Source organism: Micromonospora sp. NPDC050495, from assembly GCF_040655175.1.
Classification (GTDB): Bacteria; Actinomycetota; Actinomycetes; order Mycobacteriales; family Micromonosporaceae; genus Micromonospora.
Genome location: NZ_JBFAJK010000013.1, coordinates 83,482 through 100,213, shown reverse-complemented (window position 1 = coordinate 100,213; position 16,732 = coordinate 83,482). Strand labels below are relative to the sequence as shown.

At 74.8% G+C, this 16,732-nt stretch carries 21 protein-coding genes; 8 read left to right on the top strand and 13 right to left on the bottom strand.

Annotated features, from left to right (window positions below; all coding sequences use genetic code 11):
* The first annotated feature begins 13 nt into the window (after window positions 1-13).
* From AB0I11_RS15930 to AB0I11_RS15920, 3 genes are all read left to right on the top strand, one after another.
* Window positions 14-670: a 5-formyltetrahydrofolate cyclo-ligase gene (locus tag AB0I11_RS15930; protein WP_357319908.1), complete on the top strand. Its 657-nt coding sequence runs from the start codon at window positions 14-16 to the stop codon at window positions 668-670.
* A 40-nt stretch (window positions 671-710) separates the two neighbouring features.
* Window positions 711-1,088 carry an FmdB family zinc ribbon protein gene (locus tag AB0I11_RS15925; RefSeq protein WP_357319905.1) on the top strand — a complete coding sequence of 126 codons (378 nt, stop codon included), beginning with the start codon at window positions 711-713 and terminating at the stop codon, window positions 1,086-1,088.
* A gap of 327 nt (window positions 1,089-1,415) precedes the next feature.
* Complete coding sequence (locus tag AB0I11_RS15920) at window positions 1,416-1,946, top strand: flagellar biosynthesis protein FlgA (RefSeq protein WP_357319902.1); 531 nt, start codon at window positions 1,416-1,418, stop codon at window positions 1,944-1,946.
* Window positions 1,947-2,210: 264 nt separating this feature from the next.
* Here AB0I11_RS15920 and AB0I11_RS15915 read toward each other — a convergent pair whose 3' ends face one another.
* Together AB0I11_RS15915 and AB0I11_RS15910 are read right to left on the bottom strand one after the other, a co-directional pair.
* Entirely contained in the window at window positions 2,211-2,378 is a 168-nt protein-coding gene (locus AB0I11_RS15915) for a hypothetical protein (RefSeq protein WP_156313036.1), read from the bottom strand.
* A 1,240-nt stretch (window positions 2,379-3,618) separates the two neighbouring features.
* On the bottom strand, window positions 3,619-4,101 hold the full coding sequence (locus tag AB0I11_RS15910; protein WP_357319899.1) for a DUF2231 domain-containing protein: 483 nt from the start codon (window positions 4,099-4,101) through the stop codon (window positions 3,619-3,621).
* A 193-nt stretch (window positions 4,102-4,294) separates the two neighbouring features.
* Here AB0I11_RS15910 and AB0I11_RS15905 point away from each other — a divergent pair, with 193 nt between their 5' ends.
* Window positions 4,295-4,723 (top strand): Fur family transcriptional regulator, encoded by a 429-nt coding sequence (locus AB0I11_RS15905; protein ID WP_357319896.1) that lies wholly within the window; start codon window positions 4,295-4,297, stop codon window positions 4,721-4,723.
* 31 nt (window positions 4,724-4,754) lie between these two features.
* Window positions 4,755-5,609, top strand: coding sequence for an oxygenase MpaB family protein (locus tag AB0I11_RS15900; RefSeq protein WP_357319893.1), 855 nt, complete (start codon window positions 4,755-4,757; stop codon window positions 5,607-5,609).
* A 63-nt stretch (window positions 5,610-5,672) separates the two neighbouring features.
* Here the strand turns inward: AB0I11_RS15900 and AB0I11_RS15895 are convergent, their stop codons facing one another.
* The 11 genes from AB0I11_RS15895 to AB0I11_RS15845 all read right to left on the bottom strand — a co-directional run bounded on the left by AB0I11_RS15895 (window position 5,673) and on the right by AB0I11_RS15845 (window position 14,269).
* Window positions 5,673-6,518, bottom strand: coding sequence for a PD-(D/E)XK nuclease family protein (locus AB0I11_RS15895; protein WP_357320075.1), 846 nt, complete (start codon window positions 6,516-6,518; stop codon window positions 5,673-5,675).
* Between the two features lie 243 nt (window positions 6,519-6,761).
* Window positions 6,762-7,376: a MarC family protein gene (locus tag AB0I11_RS15890; protein WP_357319890.1), complete on the bottom strand. Its 615-nt coding sequence runs from the start codon at window positions 7,374-7,376 to the stop codon at window positions 6,762-6,764.
* Between the two features lie 31 nt (window positions 7,377-7,407).
* Complete coding sequence (locus AB0I11_RS15885; RefSeq protein WP_357319887.1) at window positions 7,408-8,268, bottom strand: PHP domain-containing protein; 861 nt, start codon at window positions 8,266-8,268, stop codon at window positions 7,408-7,410.
* 39 nt (window positions 8,269-8,307) lie between these two features.
* The gene (locus AB0I11_RS15880) at window positions 8,308-9,504 is read right to left on the bottom strand and encodes a hypothetical protein (RefSeq protein WP_357319884.1); all 1,197 of its coding nucleotides are present in this window, start codon (window positions 9,502-9,504) and stop codon (window positions 8,308-8,310) included.
* Window positions 9,505-9,563: 59 nt separating this feature from the next.
* Complete coding sequence (locus tag AB0I11_RS15875; RefSeq protein ID WP_357319881.1) at window positions 9,564-10,328, bottom strand: SigE family RNA polymerase sigma factor; 765 nt, start codon at window positions 10,326-10,328, stop codon at window positions 9,564-9,566.
* A gap of 105 nt (window positions 10,329-10,433) precedes the next feature.
* Complete coding sequence (locus AB0I11_RS15870; RefSeq protein ID WP_357319878.1) at window positions 10,434-11,309, bottom strand: PH domain-containing protein; 876 nt, start codon at window positions 11,307-11,309, stop codon at window positions 10,434-10,436.
* A 6-nt stretch (window positions 11,310-11,315) separates the two neighbouring features.
* The gene (locus AB0I11_RS15865) at window positions 11,316-11,474 is read right to left on the bottom strand and encodes a hypothetical protein (protein WP_007455302.1); all 159 of its coding nucleotides are present in this window, start codon (window positions 11,472-11,474) and stop codon (window positions 11,316-11,318) included.
* A gap of 117 nt (window positions 11,475-11,591) precedes the next feature.
* Window positions 11,592-12,278: a DUF6758 family protein gene (locus AB0I11_RS15860; protein WP_357320072.1), complete on the bottom strand. Its 687-nt coding sequence runs from the start codon at window positions 12,276-12,278 to the stop codon at window positions 11,592-11,594.
* 140 nt (window positions 12,279-12,418) lie between these two features.
* Window positions 12,419-13,042, bottom strand: a complete 624-nt coding sequence (locus AB0I11_RS15855; protein ID WP_357319876.1) for an RNA methyltransferase — start codon at window positions 13,040-13,042, stop codon at window positions 12,419-12,421.
* A 49-nt stretch (window positions 13,043-13,091) separates the two neighbouring features.
* A complete protein-coding gene (locus AB0I11_RS15850; RefSeq protein WP_357319873.1) occupies window positions 13,092-13,580 on the bottom strand; it encodes a hypothetical protein in 489 nt (162 codons plus the stop codon).
* A gap of 173 nt (window positions 13,581-13,753) precedes the next feature.
* Complete coding sequence (locus AB0I11_RS15845) at window positions 13,754-14,269, bottom strand: MaoC family dehydratase (protein WP_357319870.1); 516 nt, start codon at window positions 14,267-14,269, stop codon at window positions 13,754-13,756.
* A 548-nt stretch (window positions 14,270-14,817) separates the two neighbouring features.
* On the opposite strand from AB0I11_RS15845, the gene trxA reads away from it, so the two are divergent.
* From trxA to AB0I11_RS15830, 3 genes are all read left to right on the top strand, one after another.
* Window positions 14,818-15,186 (top strand): thioredoxin, encoded by a 369-nt coding sequence (trxA, locus tag AB0I11_RS15840; RefSeq protein WP_046563145.1) that lies wholly within the window; start codon window positions 14,818-14,820, stop codon window positions 15,184-15,186.
* A gap of 181 nt (window positions 15,187-15,367) precedes the next feature.
* Window positions 15,368-15,808 (top strand): hypothetical protein, encoded by a 441-nt coding sequence (locus AB0I11_RS15835; RefSeq protein ID WP_046563146.1) that lies wholly within the window; start codon window positions 15,368-15,370, stop codon window positions 15,806-15,808.
* Entirely contained in the window at window positions 15,805-16,722 is a 918-nt protein-coding gene (locus tag AB0I11_RS15830) for an HTTM domain-containing protein (RefSeq protein WP_357319865.1), read from the top strand. The genes AB0I11_RS15835 and AB0I11_RS15830 overlap by 4 nt, the downstream gene beginning before the upstream one ends.
* Window positions 16,723-16,732: the final 10 nt, after the last annotated feature.

Below are 16,732 nucleotides of genomic sequence, written 5' to 3'. Positions count from 1 at the left end.
TCAGGAGTGTTGCGTGCCGGAATTTTCTGATGGAGCGGATGTGACGCATGAGGCGAAACGGGATTTGCGTATCGTCGTGCTCGCCCGCCGCCGGTCGCTGACCGCACCGGCCCGCGCGGAGGCGGCGGCGCGCGTCCAGGCCACGCTGGTTTCTCTGGTACGCCGGCTCGCCCCGACCCGGATCACCGCGTACGTGCCGGTCTCCTCGGAGCCGGGCGGGGCTGACCTGCCGGCGGTGCTCCGGGCCGCCCTGCCGCCGGCGGCCGAGCTGCTGCTCCCGGTGCTCTGCGACGACCTGGACCTGGACTGGGCCGCCTACACCGACGCGGCGTCGCTGCGGGCGGCCGGTCGGGGCCTGCGCGAGCCGACCGGGCCCCGGCTGGGGCCGGCCGCGATCGGCAGCGCCGACCTCGTCGTGCTGCCAGCCCTCGCCGTGGACCGCCACGGCCGCCGGCTGGGCCGGGGCGGCGGCTCGTACGACCGGGCACTGGCCCGGGTGCCGACGGCCACCCCGACCGTGGCGCTGCTGCACGACGGCGAGCTGGTCGAGGCGGTACCCGCCGAGCCGCACGACCGGCCGGTCGGCGCCGCCGTCACGCCGGTCGATGGGCTGGTGACATTCCCAGATGTGGGACGAGGCTCTTCCGCTGGACGAACCCGGGTCCGATGACGCACCATTGGCACTCGGATAAGTCGAGTGCCAACCGGCCGTGCCAGATCCGGAGGAGAACGTGCCCACGTACCAGTACGCCTGCACCGCGTGCGGCCACCAGCTCGAGGCGGTGCAGTCGTTCTCTGACGAGCCGCTGACCGAGTGCCCGGCATGTGAGGGGCGGCTGCGCAAGCTGTTCAACTCCGTCGGCATCGTGTTCAAGGGCTCCGGCTTCTACCGCACGGACTCCCGTTCGTCCGGTTCCGACACGGCGGCGAGCACCACCGCCAAGCCGGCCGCCTCGGAGTCGTCGTCCGGCACCGGCTCGTCCGGTTCGTCCGGCTCGTCGTCGACCGGCGGTTCGTCCGGCTCGACCTCGACCAGCGGCTCGTCCGCCAAGGCCCCGGCGGCCAGCGGTTCCAGCAGCTCGTCCTGACTCGAAGCCCTCAGCGCTGACGAAAGTGGCCGTCCCGCCTGGGACGGCCACTTTCTGTGCGCCGTGCCCCGAGCCACCGCCCTGACCGGCGGTGGCCGTTCCGCCCGGGACGGCCGCTTCTGCACGCCGGACAACGCTGACCGACGGTGGCCGTTCCGCCCGGGACGGACAGTTCTGTGTGGCCGGCGCGGATAGCACGGCGGCACCCCTGGCGGGCGTTGTCCACAGGGTGCCGGGTTGTCCACAGGCCGTGGACGGTCGCGGGCGGGCTGACCCCGGGCGTGCCTAGCCTGCCGGCGTCGGACTCTGGCGGCGGAAGGGGCGCGGGTGGCGGGCGAGGGATCACTGCGGCCGGTGCGCTGGCGCGGCCTGCCCCGCGGCGGCACCCTGCTGCGGGTGGCGCTGGTCGCCGCGCTGCTCGGCCTGGCCGCCACCGTGCTCACCACCCCGGCCGGCTGCCCGCCGCCCGGCACCGCCCCGGGCGCCCCGGCCACGACACGTCGATCGCCGGAGCCGACGGCCCCCCGCGGCGGATCGGTTGCCCCCGGTCCCGGACAGCCGGGTGGGGCGCTGCCGCTGCCCAGCGGCTCGGTCGGCGTACCGGTCCGGCTCGCCGAGCCGGCCGCGCTCGCGGTGCTGCACCCGGGGGCCCGGGTGGACCTGCTGGTCGTGCCGGCCGGCGGGGCGCCGGGCGCGGCCACCCTGCTCGCCCCCCGGGCCCTGGTGCTCGACGTGGTCGGGGCCGCCGGGGCGGCCGACGGCTCCTCCGCCCTCTACCTGGCGCTCCGGCCCGAGCAGGCGCAGCGGGTTGTCGGTGTGCCCGAGGGCAGCCGCTTCGCCGTCGTGGTCCGCGGCTGACGCCATGGCCGGCCAGCCTCGGCACCGGCCGATCGTGGCCTCAGCCAGTCGCGCCGGTTGCGGCAGACCGGGGCATCACGGGTCGGTGAAGGGCCGGTTTGCGGCAACCCGAGTGGATCTCTGGCCGCCCGCCAGCCCGGAGCCCGGCCAGTCCGGAGCCCAGCCAGCCCGGAGCCCCGGCCAGCCCGGAGCCCCGGCCAGCCCGGAGCCCCGGCCAGCCCGGAGCCCCGGCCAGCCCGGAGCCCCGGCCAGTCCGGAGCCCGGTCAGTCCCAGTGCGGCGGGCGCTCGGCCAGCAGCCAGTCGTCGTTGCCGCCGGGGCGCTCGCCCCAGCCACGGTCGGTGTCGTCGGTGGTCTGCTCGGGCAGCACCACGAAGTCGTCGCTGAGGTCGACCACGCGGTCGTCGTCGTCACGCATGCCGGGATCGCTCACGAGCGGCAAGGATACCGGCGCGTGGCGGCCTGCCCGACGAACCGGCTCGGCTGGCAGTACGGCCAGGGCGGTGGGTGGGCCTGCGCCGGCCAGCCGGTGTGGCCGGTGTGCCAACGACTCCGACGGTGCCTGGATCTGGCGGATCGGCACCGAGGCCTTCTCGCACGACGGCGACCGGCGGCCCCGCCACGAGCGACTTGCCCGTCGCGTCCGGCGGGTCGGGTGGCGCGGGCGTTGGTAGCGTCGGTCGGCGTGACGACGCCGAGCGGTGGCAGCCCCGAGGACGAGATCTGGCGACGCCCGGCCCCGGACGAGCCGGCCGGTCTCGCCGGCGCCGCGAACCCGGCCCCGGGCCGGCCCGACAACGTGCCCGACCCGACCCTGCGCGGCGACGGCCCCGGCCCGGCCAACGGCCCCGTCCCAGCCACGGACCCCGGGCCGACCGACGGACCCGTTCCCGCCGCGAACCCCGGGCCGACCGGCGGACCCGGCCCGGCTGGAGTCCCCGGCCCGGCTGGAGGCCCCGGCCCGGCTGGAGGCCCCGGCCCGGCTGGAGGCCCTGGGCCGGCCGACGAGCCCGACCCGGGCCAGGGCCCCGCTGGCGGTCCCGACACTCGCTGGTCCCGTCCGGCGGAGGGCGCGCCACAGAACACTTCCCGTCCCGCCGGCCCGGCCGCCGCGGGTGCCGGAGCCACCGGCGGGCAGCCGCACCAGCCCTGGGTCGGCAGGTCCGGACCGGTGGACGAGGCCTGGGCCCGCGGCGCACAACCGCAGCCGCGCGGCTCCGGTGCGGCAACCGGCGACAGCGGATGGGCCCGGCCCGCGGCGAGCACCGGCCCGGCCGGTGCCTGGCCGGGCGGCGGGCAGCCGGGCGGAGGCGTTCCGGCCGGCAGCTGGGCGAGCAGCGGGCAGCCGAACGCGGGCTGGGCGAGCAGCGGGCAGCCCGACGGGGGTTGGGCCGGGGGCGGACAGGGAGGTCGTTACGCGGGGCCGCCGGCCAGCGTCCCGCCGCCGCCGGGCTGGCGGCCGCCGCTGTACGTGCAGCCCGCACCGCCCCGGCGGCTACCGCCGCAGGACATGGCCGCCATGGACCACGCCGAACAGCAGGCGCAACGGGTCACCTACGGCCTCGGCGGGTTCGCCGCGGTCGTGCTGGTGGTCCTGGTCTGCCTGCTCTGCTCGCGGGTGCTGTTCTGACGGCCACCCGACCGGCCGCCGCTCAGACGGAACGGCCGCCCGGTCAGACGATGTTGCTCCACACCATCTGGGCCCCGCTGTCACCGGTCAGGTAGACGTACACCAGGGCGAACACGGACAGCACCAGCACCACCGCGGTGACCAGCCAAGTCAGCCAGGAGGGCAGCCGGGTCATCCGGGGATTCCGGCTGGTCAGAGCCAGCAGCACCAGGGCCGCCACGGCGAGACCCACGGTGAACCAGAGCAGCGTGTCGCCGTACTCGGAATGCTCGTGGATCTTCTGGAGGCCCTCCGGCGGGTAGCCCCGGCCGCGCAGCACCTCCTCCAGTTCCTCGCCCGACTCGGTGGCCACCCAGGCCACGATCGGGGTCACCACGGACAGGGCCAGCACGGCCCAGCCCAGGCGCGGACGCCACCGCGGCACCAGCCCGTAGCCGGAGGCCAACAGCGCCAGCAGCGGGACGAGCACCACGACGGCGTGGATCACCAGGACGTGACCCGGCAGACCGTTGATCTCCTTGAACACCGACACCCTCCGGCAGTTGATGCGGCTTCCTGGCCAGTCAGCGTACGTCGATGTGATCGACAATCCGCTGACGCCCCATGACACGCACCGCCGGCCCGACCGGTTCACCGGCCGGCCGATCCGACCTGTGGTCGGGGCCACCCCGGGCCGCACGCCGCTTGTCGGTCGATGCGCCACGTGCTGTCATTGCTGCATGTCCAGGGGTGAGGAACTGCTCCGGTCGAGGGGCCTGCGGGTCACCCGACCGCGCCTCGCCGTGCTGGACGTGCTCGCCGCCGGTGGTCACCTCGAGGTCGACGAGATCACCCGCCGGGTGCGGGAACGCCTCGACTCGGTCTCCACCCAGGCGGTCTACGACGTGCTCGGCGCGCTGTCCCGGGCCGGGCTGTCGCGCCGCGTCGAACCGGCCGGCTCGCCGGCCCGCTACGAGGCCCGGGTCGGCGACAACCACCACCACGTGGTGTGCCGGGGCTGCGGCGTGATCGCCGACGTGGACTGCGCCACCGGCAGCGCCCCCTGCCTCGACCCGAACACCTCGCACGGCTTCGAGGTGGACGAGGCGGAAGTGACCTTCTGGGGCCTCTGCCCCACCTGCCAGGCCCGCCGCTCCGCCGACGACTGACTCCGCCCGACGGGCGTGGCACGCTTGGGCGGTGGACTCCTCCGATGACCTCGGTCTGTTCGGTCCGGGATCGGTCACGTGGAAGGTGCACGAGGAACCGATCCTGATCGTGGCCGGCCTTCGCTCGCTCTACCTCCAGGCGCTGCACCCGCGGGCGATGGCCGGTGTCGCCCAGAACAGCAACTACCGCACCGACGCGTGGGGGCGGCTGATCCGGACCGCCACCTACGTGGGCACGACGATCTACGGCACCAGCGCCGAGGCGGAGGCGGCCGGCCGCCGGCTGCGGACGCGGCACGCCCGGATGCGGGCCCGCGACCCGATCACCGGTGACGAGTTCCGGATCGACGACCCCGACCTGCTGCGCTGGGTGCACGTCGCCGAGGTGGAGTCGTTCGTCAGCACCGCGCGCCGGGCCGGGTTGGCCCTGACCGACGCCGAGGTGGACGGCTACTACACCGAGCAACGGCGGGCCGCGGCCCTGGTCGGGCTGGACCCGGCCGACGTGCCGGGCACCGCCGCCGAGGTGGCCGACTACTACCGGGACATCCAGGGCGAGCTGCGGATGACGAAGGAGGCGGCGGAGACCGCGCTGTTCCTCACCGCCCCGCCGATCCCCTGGAAGCTGAGCCTGCCGGTACGGCTGGGCCTGCACCTCGGGCCGCCGCGCTGGGCGTACCTGGGGATCGCCGCCACCGCCCTCGGCCTGCTGCCGCCCTGGGCCCGCCGGCTGTACGGCGGCCTCGGCCTGCCCACCACGGAGCTCTCCGCCGACCTGAGCGTGCGGGCGCTGCGGCTCGCCCTGGCGGCACTGCCGCGCCGCTACCGGGAGGGCCCGGTGCAGCAGGCCGCGAAGGAACGCGCCGCCCGTCTCACCGCCGCCTGAATCAGCCGGCACCTCGCCTGGGCGCGGCGGGGTCGGCGCTGGCCGGGGCGGCGGCCGGGCCGGTCAGCTCCCGTCGACGCGCGGCTCGGCGGGACGCTCGACGGCCGCCCACGGGTCCTTGCCCGGCGTCTGGGCCCCGGAGGGGCAGGTACGCCGGTAGTCGCACCAGCCGCAGCGCGGGCCGGGCTCGGCCGGGAAGGCCGTGTCGGGGTCGCCGCCGTCGGCCACCGCCCGCTCGGCGGCCATGATGTCCCGGGCGGTCTCCTCGGCCCGGGTGAGCTGCCGTTGCAGCGACTCGGGGCTGTGCTCGTGCGCGGCGACCGTGCCGGTGGGCAGGTGGTGCAGCTCGACCCGGCGGCACGGCCGGCGGAACACCCGCTCGGCCGCGTACGCGTAGAGGGCCAGCGCCTGCGAGCCCCGCGCGTCGTCGGCGTCCAGCCCGGTGCGGCCGGTCTTGTAGTCGACGATCACCAGCTCGGGCCGCCCGTCCGGGCCGGGCCGGGCGTCGATCCGGTCGGTGCGCCCGTTGAAGGCGAGCACCGCGGTCTTGACCGCGACCACCCGCTCCACCCCGACCGGCTCGTCGGCCGGGTCGAGGCCGGCCACGTACGTCTCCAGCCAGGACAGCGCCCGGCGGTAGGCCTCCCGCTCCTGCTCGTCGTCGCGGTAGCCCTCGCGCACCCAGGTGCCCTTGAGCAGCGTGGCCAGCACCTCGGGGCGGCGGCGGTCCGGGGCGAGCGCGTACCAGTTCTTCAGGGCGGTGTGCACGCTGGCGCCGAGCGAGTTGTGTGCCCACGGCGGCCCCTTGGGCGGGGCGGGCCGGTCCACGTACGAGTAGCGGTAGCGGCGGGGACAGTCCGCGTACGCGCCGAGCTTGCTGGGTGTGCAGACGAAGAGCCGCTCCGGCATCCCCTCGAAGCCGAGCTGCTCGGCCTGCTCGGCGCGGGGGCGGGGCGGCCGGCCACCGGTGGGTCGTCCGGTCGGGGAGGGTCGTCGCACGCCTGAGATCCTGCCACCCCGGTACGACAGCGCGCGCCCGGCAGGCCGCCGCCCGGCCCGCCATCGCCCCGGCAGGCCGCCGCCCGGCCCGCCATCGCCCCGGCAGGCCGCCGCCCGGCCCGTCGACCCACCGGGCGCACCGGCGGGCGTCGCTCAGCGCATGGTGACGTACTGGGTCACGAAGGCGGCCACCGCGTCGGCGATGAGCTGCACCGCGATGGCGGCCAGCAGCAGACCGGCGATCCGGGTCAGCACCTCGATGCCGCCCGGGCGGAGGACCTTGACGATGCCGCCGGAGAAGCGGAGCACCACCCAGACGGCGAGCATCACGGCGACGATCGCGGCGGCGATCGCCAGGTAGTCGGTGAGCCCGCCGGCGCGCTGCACGAAGAGCATGGTGGCCACGATGGCGCCCGGCCCGGCGAGCAGCGGGGTGCCCAGCGGCACCAGGGCGATGTTGGAGGTGGCCTGCTGGTTCGGGTCGTCGGACTTGCCGGTGAGCAGTTCCAGCGCGACGAGGATCAGCAGCAGCCCGCCGGCGGCCTGCAACGCGGGCAGGTCGACGTGCAGGTAGGCCAGGAGGGTCTGGCCGGCCACGGCGAAGACCACGATGACCCCGAGCGCCAGCGCGACGGCCTGCCAGGCGGCCCGGTTCCGGTCGCGCGCGGCCAGCGGCCCGGTGAGCGCGAGGAAGATGGGCATCATGCCGGGCGGGTCGACGATCACCAGCAGGGTCACGAAGACCTCGCCGAAGAGCTTGAGATCCACCCGGACACGGTAGCCGCGCGGGTCGGCGGGTTCAGCCTGAAGCGACCGGGGTCACCCCGGCGGCCACGATCGCCTCGTACGCGGCCGGGTCGGTGGTGAACGCGCCGAGGTGGACGGTCTTGTGCGTGCCGTGGAAGTCCGACGAGCCGGTGACCAGCAGGCCCAGCTCGGCGGCGAGCCGCCGGACGTGGGCCCGCTCGACCGGCGAGTGGTCCTCGTGGTCGGCCTCCAGCCCGGCCAGCCCGGCCGCCGCGAGGTCGACGATCAGCTCGTCCGGCACGATCCGGCCGCGCCGGCTGGCCTTCGGGTGGGCGAAGACCGGCACCCCGCCGGCGGCCCGGACCAGCGCCACCGCCCGGAACACGTCGACGTCCTCCTTGGGCAGCCGGTAGCGCTCGCCCAGCCACCGCGGCCCGAACGCCTCGGTGGTGCTGGCCACCAGCCCGGCCCGGATCAGCGCCTGCGCGATGTGCGGCCGGCCCACCACGCCACCGCCCGCGCCGGCCAGGATCTCCGGCCAGCTCACCTCGACGCCGTCGGCCCGGAGCAGCTCGACGATGCGCTCGGCGCGGACCTCCCGGGCCGCGCGGATCCGGGCCAGTTCGGCGGCCAGCGCCGGCTCGTCCGGGTCGAAGAGGTAGGCGAGCAGGTGCAGCGGGATCGCCGGTTCGACGCCGTACCAGCGGCAGGAGATCTCCGCGCCGCGCACCAGGGCGAGGCCGGGCGGCAGGGCCCGGACCGCGGCGTCCCAGCCGGCGGTGGTGTCGTGGTCGGTGATCGCCACGGTGTCCAGCCCGGCGTCGGCGGCGGCCCGGACCAGGTCGGCCGGGCTGAGCGTGCCGTCGCTGGCGGTGGAGTGGGCGTGCAGGTCGATCCGGGCCGGGGCGCTCATCCCGCCGACGCTACCGCCCGGTCCGGGTGGCCGCCGGGGTCACGCCCCGGCATCCGCCACCACGACCGGGCGGTCGCCGGGGGCGACCCCGTCGATGGTCGAGGCGGTGGGTCGCTCGCCGTCCAGCACCCGGTCCGGGCGTACCCGGACCAGCCCGCCGGTGGCGTCGACGTGCATGGCCACCCCGGCCGCGGTCCAGGCCACCCCGGCCACCACCGCCGGTCCGGCCGGGTGGGCGGTCACGGTGGCGCCGAGGGTACGCAGGTCGACCAGGAGCGCCGCCCGGCCGGCCCCGTTGAGCAGCAACCAGCGCTGGTCCCAGGAGATCGCCCCCAGACCGTCGACGGCCAGCTCCGGGCCGCAGCCGGTGCGGACCGGGGTGAGGCCGCGGGCCGGGTCGAGCAGCGCCACGCAGGGCCGCCCCGGCCTGCCGGCGGTGACCAGGCCGACCACCCGCCCGTCCGGCAGTTCCCCGTAGACGGCCAGCACGTTGGGGGCGGTCGGGCCGGGCCGGGCACCCGCGGTCCGCGACCAGGTCGCGAACCCGCTGCGGCCGGGTTGCCGGATCAGCACGGCGTCGCCGGCGAAGCCGACCGGCTCGGCACCCGCCGGCGCCGGGGTCTCGTTGGCGGCGATGAGCTGGCCTCCGACCAGGCCGGCGGCGTGCAGCTTGGGCCCGTCGCGCCAGGACACCTGGCGGCCGTTCGCGGCGACCGCGACGGCGTCGGCGCCGGCCAGCAGCACCTGCGGCGGGGTGCCGTTCGGCGGCAGCCACCAGAGGGTACGGCCGGCCGGGGTGGCCGAGGTCATCAGCCAGCCGCCGGCGTCGGGGAGGCGCTGGGCCCGCTCGACCGGGCCGACGTTGGTCAGCTCCTGCTGCTCGCCGCCGCTGGTCTCGAGCCGGGACCCGAGGATCAGGTCCAGCTCGGCGCGGACCGGGCCGGGGGACGGGGCGGTGGCCGTGGACAGCGGTGCGGGCGAGAACCCGCGCGGGTCGCCGAGCACCACGGTGGGGGTGCCGCGGTTGCCGCCGGGCTCGCCGAGCTGGGCCATGCCGGCGGTGACCAGGACGGTGGCCACGCCGGCCAGGGCCAGGCCGGTCAGCGCGCGGCGCCGGCCGCTGCGCCGGGCCCGCCGGAGCGCCACGGCGGCCGGGTCGGCGGCGAGCGGTTGCGGTGCGGCGACGCGACCCGCCAGGGTCTCGCGCAACGCCCGCTCCAGCTCGTCCTCGGTCACGCGGAATGGACGCTGCGGGGTGCCGGTTTGGTTGTCGCCGGGATTCGACGTGCGGTTCATCAGGTCTCCACCGGCACGACGCCGACCGGCCGGGCGGCGGGTCGCGCCGCCGCAGGTCGCGCGGGGCGCGGCGGCGGTGCGGACGACGGCGCGGGCGGCGGCACGGCCGGGGTGCGGGACGCGGCCGCCGTACCCGATACGACCGGGCCGCGCGGCACGGCGGCCGGGCGCGGCACGGGGGCCGGGGCGGACGAGCGTGGGGTGGCCGGGGTACCCGGCGCGGGCCGGGCCGGCGCCGCCTGCTCCGCGTCGGCGGGGAGCCCGAGAGCGCTCGCCGAGCCCAACCGGCGGCGCAGGGTGTTCAACGCCCGGGAGGTCTGGCTCTTCACGGTGCCCGGTGAGATCTCCAGCAGGGCCGCGGTCTGCGCCTCGGACATGTCCTCGTAGTAGCGGAGCACCAGCACGGCCCGCTGCCGGGCCGGGAGCGCCTGGAGGTGCCGCCAGAGGACGTCCCGGTCGAGTTGCTGCTCGATCTCGTCCACGCCGGCCCGCTCGGGCAGCACCTCGGTCGGGCGTTCACCGTGCCAGCGCCGCCGCCACCAACTCGTGGACGTGTTCACCATGACCCGGCGGGCGTACGGCTCGATGGCCTCGATCCCACCCAGCCGTTTCCAGGCCAGGTAGGTCTTGGTCAGCGCGGTCTGGAGCAGGTCCTCGGCCGTGGCCCAGTCCCCGGCGAGCAGGTACGCGGTGCGCAGCAGAGCACTGGAGCGGGCCGCGACGAACTCACGGAACTCCTCCTCCAGCGGGTCCCTGCCGGCCACCGATCACCTCCACGCCGCCCATTCTGCCTGGCAGGCTCCCATGCCGGAGCGGGCCGAGTCGACGGCAAGAGGTGCGAGACACATCCGATTTTCGGTCGGAAAGTTTCACGCCCCGTCGTCGGCCTTGGCCTCGTCGGCCTCCTTGCCCAGCCGGGCCTCGACGGCCTGCGGCTCGTACATCTCCTCGACCACGCGCAGGTAGAGCTCGTTCGGGTTGGGCAGATTCTTGATCTCGCGGAGAGCCTGCTCCTGGCCGGCGGACTCCAGCACGAAGGTGCCGTAGTTGAGCGCCCGGCCGGTCGGGGTCTGCTCGTACTTCATGTCGGTGACCCGGACCAGCGGCATCATCGCGACCCGGCGGGTGATGATCCCGTTGACCACCATCACCCGCTTGTTGGTGAGGATGAAGCGGTCGTACCACCAGTCGGCGACCCGCCAGGCGACCCAGCCCATCACGGCGAACCAGAGCAGCACCGCGACGGTGGTCAACGCCCCGACGTCCCGGCCGGCCAGGAAGCCGGAGAGGTAGCCGAGGACGAAGGTCGCCGCGACGCCGACGATGATCGGCGTGGAGAGGTGGATCCAGTGCCGCTTCCACTCGCCCCGGTAGCGCTCGGTGGGGAAGAGGTAGCGGGCCACCAGCGAGCTGGGCTCGTCCTCCAGCGGCAGCACCCGGCGCGGGCCGGCGCCGGCCGCGTCGGCGCGCAGCCCGGCCAGTTCGTCCTCGGAGATCTGCGGTGGCTGGTAGCCGGCCTCCGGATCCCGGATCCAGGCGCGCCCGGAGCGACCCTCGCCTGCGTAGCCGGGCCCGTCACCGAAGGCGGCGTCGTCCGATAGGGACGGCCCGGTGCCGTAGGCCGAGCCCGAACCGAAGCCGGGACCGTCATCGGGGTCGATCCTGGGGATCGGCTCGGTGTCGCGTTCCCGGCGCTCCCGGTCGGGGTCGTCCGGGTCGAAGGGTGGACCGGAGGGGCTGCCCATCGGTGGTTAGGCGACCAGGCTCGTGAAGAAGTCGCCGAAGCCCTGGGCGATGTCCATGATGCCGCCGCCGAGGGACTTGAACACGTCGGCGGCGGAGTTTGGCCGGTACGCAACAAAGAAGATCAAGAATGCGATGCCGGCCCAGGTGAGGACCTTCTTGACCATAGCGGGCCATCCTCTCGCGCGGCGCCGGGTCCGTTTACCGCAGCGGCACCCAGAGTATCAGCATGGTGTCGTACAGTGAATATCTGCGTTCGTCTCCGCTCCGCCGGTGCCGGCCGGTCAGGCCCGCCCGTGCAGGTACGGAGATGGTGCGCCGTACACGAGTTCGGGCGGTGTCCACTCGGTGAGGTCGTGCAGCACGACTTCTTCCGCGAGGAGGTGACCCGCACTCGCCGGCCAGGCTATCGCATGCAGCCACATTCCCCGAGCCTCGCCGGCGTACGCGCTTCGATCCGTCGGTGAATTCACCAGCCACAGTGGAGTCGGGTGGCCGCCCACCCTGATCTTGGCGTGCGGCACCCGCTCGGGATGACCAGGGCCGGGATCGGTCAGCGCCTCCGCGACCTGGGGTCCCGGGTCGGGTCCGGGCAGCGCGGCGAAGCGGGAGCCCAGTCCCACCCCCGGGTCCTCGGCGACGAAGAGGAGGTCGGCCGGTCCACCGTCGAGCGGGGCCGGCCCGGCGCAGGCCACCGCGGTGGCGCGGATCCCGCTCCGGTCGTCGCCGGCCCAGGCCACCCCGGTCAGGGTCCAGCCGGTGGGCAGCGGCCACGGGCACCAGAGCGGTACGCCCGCCCGCCCGGCGGGGCCGGCGGCGGCCGTCACCCGCTCCACCACGCTGGCCATGATCTCGGCGTTGATGTGCTCGGGCACGTGCAGCGGCGGCACCGGGCCACAGCGCAGGCAGCGCGATTCCCCGTGCATCAGGTCCGGCTCCCGGACCGGGCCCGCGCACCTCGGACAGCTCACCGCGACGCTCACGTTCCCACCGTCGTCCCGGACCGTCGGGCCGTCAAGCGAACCGCGCGGACCGGCTCGGGTATTTCCATCCGTCGGCGGAACCGACACCGGGAATCCCGCAAAGCGCGGCAGCATGGGGCAGCCCGGCTTCAGGCCGGCGGCGGGCCGGCGTACGCGCGGATCCAGGCGTGCATGGCGATCCCGCTGGCCACGCCCGCGTTGATGGACCGGGTCGAGCCGTACTGGGCGATCGAGAAGAGCTGGTCACAGGCCGTCCGGGCGGTGTCGGACAGCCCGGGCCCCTCCTGGCCGAAGAGGAGCACGCAGCGGCGGGGCAGGCTGCTCGTCTCCAGCGGCTTCGAGCCGGGCAGGTTGTCGATGCCCACCACCGGGAGCCGCTGCCCCGCGGCCCAGTCGACGAACTCCTCGATCGTCGGGTGGTGCCGGACGTGCTGGTAGCGGTCGGTCACCATGGCCCCCCGGCGGTTCCACCGCCGCCGCCCGACGATGTGCACCTCAGCGGCGAGGAAGGCGTTGGCGTTGCGGACCACCGTGCCGATGTTGAAGTCGTGCTGCCAGTTCTCGATCGCCACGTGGAAGTCGTGGCGGCGCCGGTCCAGGTCGGCCACCACGGCCTCCCGCCGCCAGTAGCGGTAGCGGTCCACCACGTTGCGCCGGTCGCCCTCGGCGAGCAGCTCCGGGTCGTACCGGGGGTCGTCCGGCGGGTCGCCGGGCCAGGGCCCCACCCCCACGTCGAACTGGTCGTCGGTCACGGTCTCCAGAGGGTACGGCCGCGGCCGGCGCCGCCCGCCGCCACCCCGCTCAGGGCAGGTCCAGCGCGCCGCCGAGCCGGTCGAGGAAGCGGCGGTCGGCCGGGCTCGACCCGTCGTCCCCGGTCCGGCAGACCCGGGCGGCCACGGACTGCACCCACTGCCGGTACGCCGCCGAGTCGGCCGGGTCGGCGCGGCGCCGCAGCACCCGTACCGTCGCTCGGCAGGCGGCGAGGAGGTCGACCAGGTCGGTGAGGCGCTCGTCCCGGGCGGCGCTGCCGTCGTGCCGGGCGTAGATGGCGGCGACCACGGCCCGGACCAGGTCGCTGTCGAAGGCCCGGCCGGCGGCGACCGCGTCCAGGCCGGCGAGGCCGGCGGCGACCCCGCGCGGCGGCCGTCCCGGGGCGGGCGAGGCGGCGGCCACCAGGACCCGGCCCGGCAGGTCGGTCAGCAGGTCCCACTCCGCCGCGGAGTAGACGGAGGTGGTCAGCGGTGCGGCGCGGCGCCCGGCGGAGGGCGGCTCGGCGGCGGAGGATCTCATGCCGCCACTCCGGCTCGCTCCGCGGCGCCGGGCGGCACCGACCCGCCGGACCTGGTGATGCGCGCGCTGCACTCGCTCATCGCGGGACCTCCGGCGTCAGCATATGCCCCGTGACGGCGGCCGGGCCCGCTCCCGGCGCGGAACGCCGCGGCGGGCCCGGCCGGACCGTCGGGTCAGCGCGGCTCGGGGAAGCTGGGCCGCTCCGGGTCCACGCCGGCGGGCACCGCGGCGGCCGCGTACTCCCGCTTGGGGACCATCACCTTGCGGCGGAAGACACAGACCAGGGTGCCGTCCTGGTTGTAGCCGCGGGTCTCCACGGCGACCACGCCGCGGTCCGGCTTCGAGGCGGACTCCCGCTTGTCCAGCACGGTGGTCTCGCCGTAGATGGTGTCGCCGTGGAAGGTCGGGGCCACGTGCCGCAGCGACTCGATCTCCAGGTTGGCGATGGCCTTGCCGCTGACGTCAGGCACGGACATGCCGAGCAGCAGGGAGTAGATGTAGTTGCCGACCACCACGTTGCGCTTGAACTGGCTCGCCGACTCGGCGTAGTGGGCGTCCAGGTGCAGCGGGTGGTGGTTCATGGTGAGCAGGCAGAAGAGGTGGTCGTCGTACTCGGTGACCGTCTTGCCCGGCCAGTGCCGGTAGACCGCGCCGACCTCGAACTCCTCGTAGTAGCGGCCGAACTGCATCCTTGTCCCCTTCGACGGGCGGCGATGGAGTTCGGCACAGCATGCCTTACCGCTTGTTAAGGCGGTGGCGGGGGCGCGCGCGATGCGGAAATGTCACACCCGGACCGAACCGGGGGGAGACGCAATGAGCGGCGGGGCCCTCCCCGGCACCCGCCGCCCACGCTCTGATGGGGAAGATTCTGCCGTACGCGGGTACTGCACCAACAGAGACCGGCATCACATTTATCTTTTCGTAACAATACGAAGCGTAACTGTGGATCAATCCCTAAGCGATCTCCATGACCGAATAGTCGCTCGTCAAGCGCCAAGTTACCGATACGTAGCAGGCACGGAACGTGATCTCCCTGGAAACGCTCCCATCACGTCGGGTCACGCAAGTGCGACATGCACATGCGATCAGCAGGGCCGGGAAAAACTGAGCCCTCTCGATGCATGCGGAGCGCCACCGCTACGCTCCGCAGCGTTTCGTCACCTGGCTCACGGGAATTCCAGGGCATCCACCCTGGTTCCACCGGACGTAGTCAATCCGCGCCGATCGGAGAGTTGCCATGGCAACCGTTGAGCTGACCACCGCCAACTTTGACGAGGTGACCGCGCAGGACGGCATCGTCCTGCTCGACTTCTGGGCCGACTGGTGCGGTCCCTGTAAGCGGTTCGCCCCGGTTTACGAGCGTTCCTCGGAGAAGCATCCGGACATCGTGTTCGGCAAGGTCGACACCGAGGCGCAGCAGGAACTGGCCGTCAAGTTCAACATCAGCTCCATCCCGACCGTGATGGCGATCAAGGACGGTGTCATCGTCTTCGCCCAGCCCGGCTCGCTGCCCGAGTCCGCTCTGGAGAACCTGATCGAGCAGGTCGAGCAGCTCGACATGGAGCAGGTCCGCAAGCAGTTGGCCGAGCACGGCCACCAGCACTGACCGACCGACCACCGGCCGGGCCCCCGCGACGGGGGCCCGGCCGTCGTCGTGCCCGGGCCCGGGAGGGTCCGGCCGTCGTCATACCGGGCCCAGGAGGGTCCGGACCAGCGACACGGCCAGCGAGGAATGGACGAGGGACCGACACCTTCCGCCCAGGTCGATCCCGTATCGTCCGGAGCCGATGGAGACCTTGACCACCCGCGGGCGCGCGGTCCGGCTCGGCGCCACCGCGCTCGGGCTGGCGCTGCTCCTCGCCGGCACCCTGCGCGGCGCCGACGACGACTTCCCGTTCGGCCCCTTCCGGATGTACTCCACCTCCGACCCGCCGGACGCACCGGCGCCGGACACCCGGGTCGAGGGCGTCGACGGCACCGGCGCGGTGGTCGCGCTCGGCCAGGACGCCACCGGCATCCGCCGGGCCGAGATCGAGGGCCAGCAGTCCCGGTACGCCGCCGACCCCGCCCTGCTGCGCCGGGTCGCCGACGCGTACGCCGAGCGGCACCCCGCCGCCCCCGCGCTGGTCGAGGTCCGCATCGTGATCCGCTGGTACGACATCCAGGGCGGCCGCCCCACCGGCCGCTGGACGGACCGCACCGCCGTACGTTGGCAGGCCGTCCCGTGACCGGCTGGCTGACCGAGGCGGTCCCCCGCGGCCGGGTGGCCGCCTTCCGCACCCTGGTCTACCTCTTCGTCGCCGCCGACCTGGTGATCTTCACGCCCTGGGTGCGCAGCCGGGTCGACGTGCCCGGAGACCTCTACCGGCCGCTGCTGATCGGCCGGCTGCTGCCGCTGCCCACCCCCACGCCGGTCCTGGTCGGCGTGATCTTCTGGGTGCTGCTGGTGCTCGCGCTGCTTGCCGCGACCGGGCGGGCGCCCCGGCTGCTCGGCTGGGCGGTCTTCGCGCTCTATTTCGAGTGGATGATCGTCGCGATGAGCTACGGCAAGGTCGACCACGACCGGTTCGGGCTCCTGGTGGCGCTCGCCGTCCTGCCCACGGCCGGGCGGGCGAGGCACGGCGACCCCACCCGTACGGAGGCCGGCGGCTGGGCACTGCGGGTCACCCAGATCGCGGTCATCTGCACGTACTTCCTGGCCGCCTGGGCGAAGTTCCGCTTCGGCGGCCTCGACTGGGCCACCGGCTCGGTGCTGGCCCGCGCGATCATCCGGCGCGGCACCGACCTGGCCGACCTGATCGCGCAGGTGCCCCACCTGCTGATCGTCGCCCAGTTCGGCATCCTGGCCTTCGAGCTGCTCAGCCCGCTGGTGTTCGTGCTGCCGGCCCGCTGGCGGCCGGCCGCGGTGGGCTTCTTCTACTCGTTCCACCTGGTCACCATCGCGACCATCACCATCTCGTTCGCGCCGCACCTGGTGGCGATGACCAGCTTCCTGCCGCTGGAGCGGATCCGGCCGGTGCTCTGGGCGCGGCGCCTGCTCACCCGCCGGCGCGACCCCGCCCGGGACCCCGACGGTGAGACCGCGTCGGCCGCACCGCCGGCCGGCGCGGATCCGGCGCCCGAGCCGGCCACCGGCGGCTGAACCGCCGGCC

What these genes read in the sequence shown, in the direction of transcription:
- AB0I11_RS15870 (WP_357319878.1), bottom strand. Translation starts at nt 11,309, where the DNA reads ATGGGCAGCCCCTCCGGTCCACCCTTCGACCCGGACGACCCCGACCGG.
- trxA (WP_046563145.1), top strand. Translation starts at nt 14,818, where the DNA reads ATGGCAACCGTTGAGCTGACCACCGCCAACTTTGACGAGGTGACCGCG.
- AB0I11_RS15895 (WP_357320075.1), bottom strand. Translation starts at nt 6,518, where the DNA reads ATGCCGGAGCGGCTCTTCGTCTGCACACCCAGCAAGCTCGGCGCGTAC.
- AB0I11_RS15850 (WP_357319873.1), bottom strand. Translation starts at nt 13,580, where the DNA reads ATGAGATCCTCCGCCGCCGAGCCGCCCTCCGCCGGGCGCCGCGCCGCA.
- AB0I11_RS15845 (WP_357319870.1), bottom strand. Translation starts at nt 14,269, where the DNA reads ATGCAGTTCGGCCGCTACTACGAGGAGTTCGAGGTCGGCGCGGTCTAC.
- AB0I11_RS15885 (WP_357319887.1), bottom strand. Translation starts at nt 8,268, where the DNA reads ATGAGCGCCCCGGCCCGGATCGACCTGCACGCCCACTCCACCGCCAGC.
- AB0I11_RS15865 (WP_007455302.1), bottom strand. Translation starts at nt 11,474, where the DNA reads ATGGTCAAGAAGGTCCTCACCTGGGCCGGCATCGCATTCTTGATCTTC.
- AB0I11_RS15905 (WP_357319896.1), top strand. Translation starts at nt 4,295, where the DNA reads ATGTCCAGGGGTGAGGAACTGCTCCGGTCGAGGGGCCTGCGGGTCACC.
- AB0I11_RS15835 (WP_046563146.1), top strand. Translation starts at nt 15,368, where the DNA reads ATGGAGACCTTGACCACCCGCGGGCGCGCGGTCCGGCTCGGCGCCACC.